The sequence below is a fragment of the Treponema sp. J25 genome (assembly GCF_004343725.1).
Taxonomy (GTDB): domain Bacteria; phylum Spirochaetota; class Spirochaetia; order Treponematales; family Breznakiellaceae; genus J25.
In genome coordinates this window covers 1-11,972 of sequence record NZ_PTQW01000055.1, presented here as the reverse complement: position 1 = coordinate 11,972, position 11,972 = coordinate 1, and the positions used below count along the sequence as shown (strand labels likewise).

General features: G+C 50.8%; 10 protein-coding genes. 4 read left to right on the top strand and 6 right to left on the bottom strand.

Going from position 1 to position 11,972, the window contains the following annotated elements:
* A partial coding sequence (locus C5O22_RS13060) for a hypothetical protein (protein ID WP_132782520.1) occupies nt 1–757 on the bottom strand: 757 nt, incomplete at its 3' end.
* 94 nt (nt 758–851) lie between these two features.
* Between C5O22_RS13060 and trxB the strand changes: the two genes are divergently transcribed.
* From trxB to C5O22_RS13045, 3 genes are all read left to right on the top strand, one after another.
* The gene (gene trxB / locus C5O22_RS13055; RefSeq protein WP_132782519.1) at nt 852–1,793 is read left to right on the top strand and encodes a thioredoxin-disulfide reductase; all 942 of its coding nucleotides are present in this window, start codon (nt 852–854) and stop codon (nt 1,791–1,793) included.
* A 37-nt stretch (nt 1,794–1,830) separates the two neighbouring features.
* Nucleotides 1,831–3,567, top strand: a complete 1,737-nt coding sequence (locus tag C5O22_RS13050) for a glycoside hydrolase family 3 protein (protein WP_243692955.1) — start codon at nt 1,831–1,833, stop codon at nt 3,565–3,567.
* Nucleotides 3,568–3,636: 69 nt separating this feature from the next.
* Nucleotides 3,637–4,626 carry a GNAT family N-acetyltransferase gene (locus C5O22_RS13045; protein ID WP_132782518.1) on the top strand — a complete coding sequence of 330 codons (990 nt, stop codon included), beginning with the start codon at nt 3,637–3,639 and terminating at the stop codon, nt 4,624–4,626.
* 58 nt (nt 4,627–4,684) lie between these two features.
* Here the strand turns inward: C5O22_RS13045 and proC are convergent, their stop codons facing one another.
* The 3 genes from proC to C5O22_RS13030 form a co-directional block, all read right to left on the bottom strand.
* A complete protein-coding gene (gene proC / locus C5O22_RS13040; protein WP_132782517.1) occupies nt 4,685–5,599 on the bottom strand; it encodes a pyrroline-5-carboxylate reductase in 915 nt (304 codons plus the stop codon).
* 201 nt (nt 5,600–5,800) lie between these two features.
* The gene (gene proB / locus C5O22_RS13035) at nt 5,801–6,592 is read right to left on the bottom strand and encodes a glutamate 5-kinase (protein WP_132782516.1); all 792 of its coding nucleotides are present in this window, start codon (nt 6,590–6,592) and stop codon (nt 5,801–5,803) included.
* 11 nt (nt 6,593–6,603) lie between these two features.
* Entirely contained in the window at nt 6,604–7,875 is a 1,272-nt protein-coding gene (locus tag C5O22_RS13030) for a glutamate-5-semialdehyde dehydrogenase (RefSeq protein WP_132782514.1), read from the bottom strand.
* 233 nt (nt 7,876–8,108) lie between these two features.
* Here C5O22_RS13030 and C5O22_RS13025 point away from each other — a divergent pair, with 233 nt between their 5' ends.
* Nucleotides 8,109–9,299 (top strand): nucleoside-diphosphate kinase, encoded by a 1,191-nt coding sequence (locus C5O22_RS13025; protein ID WP_132782512.1) that lies wholly within the window; start codon nt 8,109–8,111, stop codon nt 9,297–9,299.
* 215 nt (nt 9,300–9,514) lie between these two features.
* Here C5O22_RS13025 and bamJ read toward each other — a convergent pair whose 3' ends face one another.
* Together bamJ and C5O22_RS13015 are read right to left on the bottom strand one after the other, a co-directional pair.
* A complete protein-coding gene (gene bamJ, locus C5O22_RS13020; protein ID WP_132782510.1) occupies nt 9,515–10,228 on the bottom strand; it encodes a BamJ family beta-barrel-assembly machinery protein in 714 nt (237 codons plus the stop codon).
* A 187-nt stretch (nt 10,229–10,415) separates the two neighbouring features.
* Complete coding sequence (locus tag C5O22_RS13015) at nt 10,416–11,960, bottom strand: sensor histidine kinase (RefSeq protein WP_279432202.1); 1,545 nt, start codon at nt 11,958–11,960, stop codon at nt 10,416–10,418.
* Nucleotides 11,961–11,972 lie beyond the last annotated feature (12 nt).

The following is an 11,972-nucleotide window of genomic DNA, read 5'->3' as shown; positions in this document are numbered from 1 at the left end:
GTTCTACCGTCAGATCCCCCTTACTCAGGGAGCGAATACCCCCCACGATCGATACTACACTCCGTGCAATGGTACCGGAAAACAGCAGGGCCGCCAGGGCAATCAGAATGATAAGAACTAACACCGTTCCTGCGGCAATCAGAAAAGCCCGTCGCTGGATCCCCTGGATGCGTGCATCGATCACCGCTCCTTGTTCCAGGATCACCTTCCCAGAGGACTCTAAGTTATAGTTTAGAGCCTGGAGGGTAGAATCAAAGCGACTTAAGGCAAATTGAATAAGACTTTTAAACTCCTCATATTTATCTGAATAACTCATACCAGTATACAAGAGCCGAAATGCAATGGTATCGGGATTCAAAAAGAGTTCCTTTGCATACTGGTAAATTTCTGCGTAAATCTCATTCAGGGTCGTAAGATTGGTATTATTAAGATCCCGCAGGCGTTCAATAATGGTAAAGGCCTCTGTCAGGGCTTTATCGTTCCGCAGGTATGTGGCGCGTTCCAGGTCTTTAAAGGCTTCCTCATAATTGGCGATAGCCTTTTCCAGGTTGGTCCTTCCCACCGTAAAGGTCACGTTATCCAGGCGGTTCACCTCTGCCTGGAGGGCAATGACCCGAACACCCAGGGCATCCAGGTATTTCCGCTCCCGATCAATCTGAATTAAGGGAGCCTGCATAATAAAATACACCGAAGCGCTTCCCGAAAGAAGTATAATCATCCCTAAAACAAGGAATGTTAATTTTGCTCTAATCTTCATATAACAATACTATCATGGTATACTTAAAAAAGGAATTGGGCCAATTGACCTGTTAATTTATATATATTATTTTCCATATACAGGAGTCAAGAACATGCAACGAGTTGATACGGATTTAGTAATTATTGGAGCGGGCCCGGCGGGGCTTACCGCAGCCCAGTATGGGGCCCGGGCAAATCTCAGGACCACCCTTATCGAGGAAATGGCTATCGGGGGACAATCTCTGCTTATCGATCACCTGGAAAATTATCCAGGTTATGTGGAACCCCGCAGTGGGTTTGATCTTGCCCAGGATATGTATCGGCAGGCAGAAAAATTCGGGGCCCAGTTTTTAAATGATTCGGTAACGGCCCTTCGCAAGGAAAATGATATCTTTGTGATTAGCCTCGGCAGTGGGAACACCCTTACCGCCTATGCAGTGGTCCTTGCCACAGGGGCAAAGCACCGAACCCTGGATGTCCCCGGGGAAGCGGAGTTTTCAGGTCGAGGGGTGTCCTACTGCGCCACCTGCGATGGTCCCTTCTTTAAAGGGAAAAAGATGTTCGTGGTAGGCGGCGGAGATGCGGCCTGTGACGAAGCCCAGTTTCTTTCTAAACTTTCTGACCAAATCGTAATGGTGCACCGGCGGGATCGGTTCCGGGCCCAGAAGGCCCTGGCCGAACGGGTACTCCATAATCCGGCTATTCAGGTTCGATTTAACCATCGGATCGTAGAAATAAAGGGCGATACCAAGGTACGCTCCGTGGTCTTAGAAAATCTACTTACCGGTGAACGGTACGAAGAGGCTACCGAAGCGGTATTCATTTTCGTGGGCTCTATTCCTCAAACAGCCCTGGTGCCAGAAGCAGAAAAAGACGAGGCCGGGTACATCATTACGGATCAGCGGATGGAAAGTTCCATTAAAGGCCTCTTTGTGGCGGGGGATGTACGGGCCACCCCCTTCAGACAGGTAGTGGTCGCCGCCGGAGAGGGGGCTATTGCAGCCCATAGCGCAGCCCAGTATATTGATGAACTAAAAGGTGAAGCCTATCGATAATAGGCTATCCACAGCGATACGGAAGGAGAGATTTTTCTTGGGTAGGGGAATCATCATTTCACGACTCAGAGTACAGCTCTGTACTACAGTGCGGCGGTGGGGATTTATGCTGGGGGTACTTCTCTTGCTCCCCTGGCATGCCCCCGCCATAGAGCCGGTTGATTTCTTTACCCAGAAAGATCCGTCGGTGCTGGCAGAAGAGTTGCTTTCCCGTATGAGTGACGAGGAGATCCTTGCCCAGGTATTCATGTTTGGCTGGGTAGGAGCAGACCCCTCGCCCCTCATTCTGGAGTGGATAGAAAAACGCCGAATTGGGGGCGTAAAAATTTTTGGATGGAATACGGAGGATACCCTGCGGCTTGCCAGGGCCGTGGGAAGTCTACAGGAAGGGGCCCTCCGCTCACCCCTTAAGATCCCCCTCTTAGTGGCGACCGACCAGGAAGGGGGTTGGATCCGACACGTCAAGGGGACAACCAGCGAAAGCCCGGGGAACATGGCCATCGGGGCCTCAGGATTCCCTCAGGATGCCTACCAGGCGGGATTTTATATTGGGAGAGAACTCGCTGCCCTGGGCATCAACATGAATTTCGCCCCCACCGTGGATCTTTACACCAATACCCGTTCGGTGCTTATCGGTCCCCGTTCTTTCGGGGATAATCCTTCGGCAGCGGGAATTCTAGGAGCCGCCTTTGCCCGGGGAATGGAAAAGGCGGGGGTTATTCCCACGGCGAAACATTTTCCCGGCCACGGAGACACGGAACTCGATTCCCATGGCATCCTGCCCCTTATCAATATTCCTTTTGAAACGCTGTGGAACCGGGAACTGCTTCCGTATCGTATTCTGGTAAAAGAGAGAATCCCCGCCATCATGTCAGGACACCTGGCCTTTCCCCTAACAAAGGCGGGAAGGACCCCTGCATCACTCAGTCCGTATTTTATTACCGAGATTCTGCGGAAAAAAATGGGATTCACCGGCATAGTGGTAACCGACGACCTTATGATGAATGGAGCCACCACCCCTGCGGGAAGCCTTTCCCGAGCCGCTCAACTTGCCCTCGAGGCGGGCAACGATATTTTGATGTTTTCAAAAACCCCCTTCCTAACCGATCCGGTATGGACCAATCTTCTTGCCACCATGCAACAGAATCCCCAATTCCGTCGGCGGGTTCAGGATGCGGCCCGGCGGGTACTGGAGCTTAAACTCACTTACCTGAGGCGCCCTGAGACACCACCCTTTGTTCCGAAAGAGGCGGAGGTCCGTAAAAGAGTTCCCGATAAGGAAGGGCAGGCCTTCTTTCTTCAGTTAGCAGCCCGGAGCGTCACGGTTATATTCAACAAAAATGGGGTAATACCCGTCAAGAAAGAACAGGCCAGCAGGGTGCTTTTTGCAAGTCCCTTCGAAGATTTTCTTTCCCAGGGAAGAAAACTGTTCCCCGGGGTTCGTACATGGCGTTTTTCCTATGATGCTCCAGAAAGGCTTGAAATAGAACAACAGAACCTTCGCCTCCAGGCCCAGCAGGTAGACACGGTGGTTATCACCTGCGCCAATGGCTATGGAACAAATCTTATTGAAGCCCTTCGTACCAGCGGAAAGAGGGTCATTGTGGTATCCGTACTCTCGCCTATATATGTAGAACGGCTCCCCTGGGTTGACGGGGCCCTGGCGATATATAGTTATGCCCCCGAATCGTTTCTTGTTGCCCTTTCGACCCTGGCGGGAACCATCCAACCAGAAGGGAAGCTTCCCTTTAAAGGGCTTAAGCTTACCTCATAAAGCAAAAAAAGGAGAGAAACCCCCGGCCTTCCTTAGAGAAGGAACAGGGTAAGAAGATGAGGCCTATTCATGGCATGGGAGCGGATTCAAAATTGGCAGGAGAGCGACGTAGGTCGCTTTTTTGCGGAACAGGAAATTCAATGTGTGGCCGCCAGTTTTCGTTTCCAGCACTTTAACCCAGCGCGGGATACGTTGTGGGGATGGCGAGATACGGAAGGAAGGCTCAGGGCTCTTTTATTTTTTTCCGGTTCGATTCTTCACCCCCTGTTGGATATGTCTGGTTTCACCGAAAAAGAAGCACCCCCCTTTACCAACAGGAACGCCCTTCGTTCAATCATAAAAAAAATGACCCAGCGCCCCTGTCGACGGCTTCGTTCTATTCAAGGGAATTCTTTGCTTACCACCCTTTGTGATGAACTTGTTACCGCACTCGGCTTTTCCCAGAAGGACACTCAAGAGTACCTTCTCATGCGGTTCCCGTTTCCCCACGATAGACCAGATTTCACGAATGAAGGGGGGGCTCTTTCCCGGAGCACAGATTTTTTTGCAGGGAAAGAGGATAAAAGCATGAAAACGACCCAATCGCCGGAGAAACACCCCAGGGGGGAGACTCTCCATTTCTTTTGGGGAACTACACAACCGGACCGTCGTTTTTATAATGAACTATATGAACTCCAGGCCGCGTATGAACAAGAAGAGGTCTTACCCAGGGGAAGTCCCTTTGATGCGGCTTCCTGTCGTTGGACGCTGGATAGTATCTTAAAGCATCACCTTCTTATTACCGTCGAAAGGGATGGGGCGCTCATAGCGAAGGCCAATACCAATGCCTGGGGGGTTCACCATGTGCAAATTGGGGGAGTATACGTACGTCCCCCCTACCGAAATCAAGGGATTGCGGGGAGAATGCTGGCCCGTTTAATCGAAGAACTTCAGGGTCAGCAAAAAACCCTCACCCTTTTTGTAAAAAAGGGGAATAGCCCTGCCCGTAAGCTTTACGAAAAGCTCGGCTTTACCTATGTGGCGCCCCCCATGGGGGAGTATCGCATTAGCTATTATTAGGCCTTTCACGAGAAAGGACCACTTTAACGGCGGGCAAAGAGGGGGATTTCTCTTCCAGTTAGCCCAGTTGCCGGGCCCGCTGGAATGCCGCATCTACCGCGGCCATCACGGTTCCCCGGAAGGCCCGGGACTCCAGCACTGAGAGGGCCTCGATGGTCGTACCCGCGGGGGAACAGACCGCATCCTTAAGTTGTCCCGGATGCTGGCCTGTTTCAAGGACCATGGCAGCACTCCCCAGAACCGTTTGAGCCGCATACTGCAGGGCCTTCTCCCGGGGCAGCCCCGCCCGCACCCCCCCATCGGCCAGGGCTTCAATAAAAAGATACACATAGGCCGGTCCCGACCCCGAAAGGGCCGTCACCGCATCAAAGTACCGTTCCTCGATGCGATCGAGGGTTCCAGCCCCCTGTAAATACCCCTCCAGCGTAGCCAGTTGTTCTGCTGAAACGTGGGAATTCGCCGTGACGGCGATCATCCCCTGGTTAATCAGGGCAGGCGTGTTAGGCATAAGACGAATAATGGGCTGATTCCAGGAAACGTTAGGGAATTCCGCAGCTATGGGAGCCACATGAGGCCCCGACACAGTATCCGTAGAAAAAGGTTTTTCCGGGAGTGGCGCTTCCGCGGCCTTTTTGAGGGTCTCTTCTATTTTTTGAATGGTCCAGCCTGCCACCACCGAGACAAGGCAGACTGATCCATGTCGCAAACTTCGATCCTTACAGGAGAAGGCTATGTCCCCAAGAACCTGAGGAAGCACCTGGGGCTTCACCGCCAGGAGCACAAAATCAGAATACGTTACCACCTCTTCATTGGAACCACAGAGGTTTGCTCCCAATTCATCCGCCAGTTGCCGGGCCTTTTCCTGGTTCACATCGGTTACGGCCAGCGCCGATCCCGGAAGCACCCGGCGGGCCGCCCGCATGAGGGCGCTCCCCATGTTCCCGCTTCCAATACAACCCAGGGTATATTTCATCGAGCCCCTCCTGTCTAAAAAAGTGAAAAACAACCAAAACTTTTGGTTCTATAACTTAAAAGCCGGCTACCCCACCCATCAGAGGACCCCACTAACACGGGGCCCCTCGACAACAGCGCGTCTCATCGGGTCACCTGTCCTTGTCACGCCCCGCCGGACAGCCTCGGCCTCATTCCGCCTTTCGAAACCGCCGTGCCTCTCCTACCCTGCCAGGAACGCCGTTCCCTGTTGCGTTCCTGCCGCAAGCTGCTCCAGGGCCCGGGGTTTTCCCCCATGGGCAAGAATCATAGGAATCCCATAGTGCAGGACCTTTTCGGCGGCCTCTAACTTCGTGCCAATTCCCCCCGTGCCAAAGCCGTTGGTTTCACCTATGGAAATCCGGTCCCGTAACTGTTGAATGTTTCGTACTTCCGTGATGAGCTGGGCATCCTGGTGTTCTTTGGGGTTCTTATCATACACCCCATCGATATCGCTAAACAAAATCAGGAGATCCGCACTCCAGAGAATCGCCGAGAGGGCCGCCAGGTTATCGTTATCCCCTATCTTTATTTCATCCACACAGACCGAATCGTTCTCGTTGATGATAGGGATTACCCCTTCGTCCACCAGGGTAAAGAGGGTGTTCCGCATGTTGAGGGTCCGAAGATCATCCCGAAAATCGTCGGCGGTTAACAGGAGCTGACCAATATGGATCCCATGGGGAGCAAAGGCATTCCGCCATGCCTGCATGAGTTCCACCTGGCCTACCGCGCAGAGGGCCTGCTTATAGTGGATATCCCGTTTACGGGCCCACTTATCCATCGCCGAAAGGCCCGCAATGCGAGCCCCGGAAGACACGAGCACCACCTGTTTGCCCTTCTTCTGGAGTTCCGCCACCTGGCTTGCAAAGTCCTCAAGAAAACGATGATTGATGTGTCCCGTCGCATCGGCCAGCGTATTAGAACCTACTTTAATAACAATTTTACGAGCCTGTTCAATAAGCTGAGGAATCATGATCTTTATTGTTACTCCCGGATTTGACCTGTTCCTCGAATACGATACTGAATCGTGGTAAGCGCTTCAAGTCCCATGGGACCCCGGGCATGGAACTTCTGGGTACTGATACCCAGCTCTGCCCCAAAGCCAAACTGCCCCCCATCGGTAAACCGAATCGACGCATTGGTATACACACAGGCCGCATCAACCCGCCGCTCAAATTCCCGCATGGAGGCAAGGTCGTTGGTAAGAATCGCCTCAGAATGGCGGGTCCCATAGGTATTGATGTGCTCGATGGCTTCATCAAGACTATCGACGACTTTAATAGCGAGAATATAATCTAAAAATTCGGTAGCCCAATCTGCTTCTGTAGCGGGCCGAAGCAGCAACGAAGGCAGTTCCTTTTGAAGCGGTTCCAGTATCAACAAAGAACGGGCACAACAGCGAAGTTCTACCCGACCTGCGATCGTTCGGGCCACCTGGGGAAGGAATGCAGAGGCCGCATCCCGGTGCACCAGGAGGGTTTCTACCGCATTACAAGCCCCGGGTTTCTGGACCTTGGCGTTTTCGATGATCCGCACCGCCCGGGCCATGTCGGCGGAGGGCTCCACGTAAATGTGGCAATTGCCTTCGCCGGTTTCGATCACCGGCACCCGGGCTCCCTGGACCACCCGCTGAATCAGTTCCCGTCCTCCTCGAGGAATCACCACATCCACATAGCCCCGGGCGGAAAGAATTTCGTCCACCTCGTTCCGATCCCCCGATTGGGCAAGTTCCACCGCCTCTGGATAGCCCCCTGCTTCAGAGAGGCCCCCTTTAATAGCCGCCACCAGGGCCCGGTTCGATTCAAGGGCCGCAGAGCTTCCCCGCAACAGAATGGCACAACCCGCCTTATAGGCCAGAGCAAAGGCATCCACCGTTACATTGGGGCGGGACTCATAAATAATCGCCGCCGTTCCCAGGGGAACCGTAATCTTTTCGATAAAAAGGCCATTCGGCAAGGTCCATCCATCTAAAACCCGTCCAATGGGATCTTCCTGACGGATTACCACATCCAGGGCCTCGACCATTTCTTTTATCCGTTTTTCATTCAACGCAAGACGATCCACCAGGGCTTCTTTCATCCCTCCCTGGCGGGCCCGTTCCACATCTTTTGCATTGGCCTCAAGGATGGAATCCTTCTGGGCAAGGATATAAGCCTTTACCCCTTCCAGGGCCCGATCCTTTTCCTTACGCGTAGCCAGAGCAAGCTGCTTTTGAGCTGTTTTAAGACGTATAAAGAGCGTTTCGAGAGTATTCATATGAATGGTTGTATCATACGTGTATACTTATACATTGTCAACCGAAAAAATTACATAATTATTCATTTTGATATATAGAAATACAAACATAGACAGAAGACGAAAATCATGATAAAATATAACAGATACATGAGGTTCTTAGCAAAGAACTTCAATTCTTACAATGGAAAGCAGGGGCCTCCTCAAAAAGGCCTGTAGTACTCTCAGCACGGAGATCGAAACAGGAGCAATTCATGGATCAGAGTTTATCCTACGTCCTCGTAACCCCCTACACCATCGCAAAAAGCCGGACCGGTGGGGTAATAGCCCGTCTTCTTACTCGACTGGATCTCGAACTGGTGGGAGCCCAGATGATAGCCCCCGATGAGAATTTCGTTAAAGAATACGCGGCCCTTATCCGCAGTCAGCATGATCCGGCAAATCCTCGAGCCGCTAACCTGCTTGCTAATTATATCGAAAAAAATCTGGGCCCCTCTGGAGGCAGACGGCATCGTTCACTTCTTTTATTGTTTCGAGGGAATGATGCCTGCAAAAAGTTATCCGATATCTGCGGGGCCCTCTACGCAGAGAATCTGGGAATCGAGTCTATCACGGGGGAAACTATCCGGGATACCTATGCGGATCTTATCACGGATCCCGAGAATCCAGAACGGGTTATCTACTTTGAACCGGCGGTGCTTACCCCCCACAATCAGAAATGGGCCCACGAGGATCTTAAACTCTTTGCCCGGTTTTTGCCGGATCAACCTAACATAATTGAAAACTACGTCCACCCCGATCCTTCTAAGATAGAGCGAACCCTGGTGATCCTTAAACCGGACAACTGGAAGTACAATTCTTCCCGTCCAGGAACTATCATCGACATGTTCTCCCGAACGGGCTTACGAATAGTGAGCGTCAAGGTCCATCGTTTTTCTATTGCCGAAGCCCTTGAATTTTACGGTCCGGTAAAGGAAGCCCTTAAAACAAAACTGAGCCCCGTTTTCGGAAAAAAGGCCCGGGAATTGCTAGAACAGGAGTTTAACCTTAGCCTTTCACCGGAAACCGAAAAGGCCCTTACCGAAAGTTTCGGTGTAGAATATGCGGCAGACCAATTCGAACAAATCGTCGAATTCATGTCGGGGAAAAAACCAAGTGCCTGCCCCGTCGAGGAAATGCATCACCCCGGTTCTGTAAAATGTATGATTCTGGTGTACGAAGGGGTTCAGGCGGTGCAAAAGATTCGGGATGTGCTGGGCCCCACGGATCCTTTAAAGGCCCCCATGGGAACCGTCCGACGGGAATTCGGGAGCAACGTGATGGTAAATACCGCCCACGCCTCCGATTCAGTAGAAAACGCCCGCCGGGAAATGGCAATCGTGAAAATCGAGAAAAACACCTGTGCGGATGTTATCAAAGCCTATCTTGAAATGATACACAAGTAAGGCCCTATTCTGACAAAAAGCTGGGGACTCCCGACGAACGCCGTTTTTTATAGCTTTTTATAGAGAACGGTCGGTTCAAAACTCAGGGCCGGCTCTTTCGCGGAGCCACAGGGCAGGATTACTTTCATCAAGCATTAATTAATAATAAAAGAGGGGCCCCGGCCCCTCTTTCCAGAAAAAGCAAGCAAAGGTATGAACTTCCTTTAAAGCCCCTTTTACTTGGTACTTTCGTTACCTTCGATACCGAGCAGTTCTACCTCAAAAATCAACGTAGAATTGGGGGGAATCACATCTCCTGCCCCACCTTCGCCATAGGCTAAGGAAGAGGGGATATAGAGCTTGTACTTACTTCCCACCGACATCAACTGGAGGCCTTCGCTCCAGCCGGGAATAACCCCATCAAGGGGAATATTCGCGGGGGTTCCCCGTTCAATGGAACTATCAAAGGTAGTCCCATCAATAAGGGTACCCACATAATGCACCTTCACGGTATCGGTGGCGGAAGGTTTTGCCCCCGTTCCCTCGGTAATAACCTCATACTGGAGGCCACTGGCGGTGGTAACCACCCCGGGCTTTTTCCCATTTTCCGCAAGGAACTTTGTTTCTGCGGCTTTGTTGGCCTCTGCCTTCTTGGTCTGGGCGGCCGTAAGGGCTTCCTGGATATAGCTATTGGCCTGTTCTTCCGTTAATTTCAGTTTCTTTCCTTCCAGGGTTTCCCGAAAGCCCTTCATAAAGGCATTGTAGTCCAGTTCGATTCCCGTGCTCTTTACACTTTTCCCTAGAGCCATTCCCACAGCATAACTAACATCGCTTTTAGAAGCCTTTGGAGCCTCTTCTTGCCCACTCTGGGAGGTTTCACTGTTTCCCTTTGCATTACAGGCAAAAAGCACCATCGAGGATAAGACAATCGTTCCTACAACTCTTTTCATGTTCCATTTTCCAGAAAAAAGATACCGAACCATACCAGTCCGGGCCTTGAAAGCCCGGTAACAATGTGTACCTGACTTCAAGTATTTTTTAGCATACTCTGATTTGTCATTTCCCGCAAGCAGGTTTCCTCAGGATGTGGACTGTTTTGGATTGCTTTTTCCATCTTAACAGGAACTTAACAAACACCTACTCTGAAACGGCACCAAGCAAACCCGTAACCCGACAACGGGTATACTCGGCGCTTCGTTCCACCGAAAACTGACAACCCATCTGGCGGGCCATCAGACGAACCACCTGTAACCCAAAGCCCGTAGTGAGAACTTCCTCTACATTAGAGGGGAAAGTGGCCCCCGTATCTTCTACAAGTATATCAAGCATATTATCTTCCAGGGTACATTTAATCAGAATCTTTCCTGTTTCATCATTGGGGAAGGCATATTTAAGCGCATTGGTTACCAATTCATTTACGATGATCCCTATATAAAAGAGAAAACGGGCCGAGATTTGCACAGGGGCGATTATTTTTTCTATAACGATACGGGAACTCTTATTGAAACTCTGAACCAGTTTATCTATGAGGGGAGAAAGATAGTCATACACCGAAACGTTATCAAAGGAGGTGCTCCTATATAAGCGCTCATACAGATGCATCATGCTTTGCACCCGGCCACGGGCCTCTAGCAAGGCCTGGCGGGCCCCCTTTTCTTGCACGGTTTCTGCCTGCAGAGAAAGGATGCTTGCAATAACACTCATGTTATTTTTAATACGGTGATGTACTTCCTGTAAGAGTAGATTCTTTTCTTCCAGAAGGCGAGCCACTTTCTGCTCTGAGGCTCGAAGTTCCGTAATATCGTGAAAAAGGAAGAGGTATCCTAAGGTTTTGTCCCTGCCATCCCGTAGGGTCCGAACGGTCAGATCGAAGGTGCGATTTCCCTCTTTCGTGGGGAGCGTCACTTCTCGCTTCCCTTCTCCATCTCGTACACCCCTCTGGATTACCTCTTGCCAGAAAGGGGGTAGTAACTCCAGGGGAGTCCCCGCAAATGAAGCAGACCCCAAACCAATAAAATGGAGGGCCGGCGGATTACAATCCACAAGCTGACCATGGGTATCGATCACCACTACCAGATCCGAGATATTTTCCATTACCCTGGATCGAGCAATGGGTACAAAACTAAACAGACGATACCTAAGAATAGCGACGAGGTAACTAACGCCCGTAATAATGATGGTACTTGCCGCAAAATTGTATCCCTGAATAGGGGTAATCCCGAGGGTAAAAAGAATTTCCACTATCACCGGTATAAAGATCCCTACAATTAAAAGCATCGTTGCAATAGGTTTTAGGGATCGATCCCGAATGGTAAGCAACATCAAAATAAGGGAAATAAAAATGAGGGTACTACTGTAGATATTACTGACAACAAAAAGGATCCCCGCCTTATACCTAAGGATAGGGAAAGGGCCGCTGGTATCTAGAAAAAAATCGTAACGGAAGAAATGATGCCAGGGACTTGTGAGAGAGGCAATAATGGCTATCACGGGGATGGCAAAAACAAGGACCATTACAGAGGGCTTAAGCCATCGATCCTTTCCGGTATATTCTAGGGTAAACCAGAAGATCACCGGCGCAATGAGCCGAGTAGGGATATACATTATTATTGATAGGAACAGCCGTAGGGGGAACCAACTGGTCATGAGAGAGAGGCCATAAATAAAGGTCCACCCCGCTATTTGTCAACAAAT

What these genes read in the sequence shown, in the direction of transcription:
- C5O22_RS13025 (WP_132782512.1), top strand. Translation starts at nt 8,109, where the DNA reads ATGGATCAGAGTTTATCCTACGTCCTCGTAACCCCCTACACCATCGCA.
- proC (WP_132782517.1), bottom strand. Translation starts at nt 5,599, where the DNA reads ATGAAATATACCCTGGGTTGTATTGGAAGCGGGAACATGGGGAGCGCC.
- C5O22_RS13030 (WP_132782514.1), bottom strand. Translation starts at nt 7,875, where the DNA reads ATGAATACTCTCGAAACGCTCTTTATACGTCTTAAAACAGCTCAAAAG.
- bamJ (WP_132782510.1), bottom strand. Translation starts at nt 10,228, where the DNA reads ATGAAAAGAGTTGTAGGAACGATTGTCTTATCCTCGATGGTGCTTTTT.
- C5O22_RS13045 (WP_132782518.1), top strand. Translation starts at nt 3,637, where the DNA reads ATGGCATGGGAGCGGATTCAAAATTGGCAGGAGAGCGACGTAGGTCGC.
- trxB (WP_132782519.1), top strand. Translation starts at nt 852, where the DNA reads ATGCAACGAGTTGATACGGATTTAGTAATTATTGGAGCGGGCCCGGCG.
- proB (WP_132782516.1), bottom strand. Translation starts at nt 6,592, where the DNA reads ATGATTCCTCAGCTTATTGAACAGGCTCGTAAAATTGTTATTAAAGTA.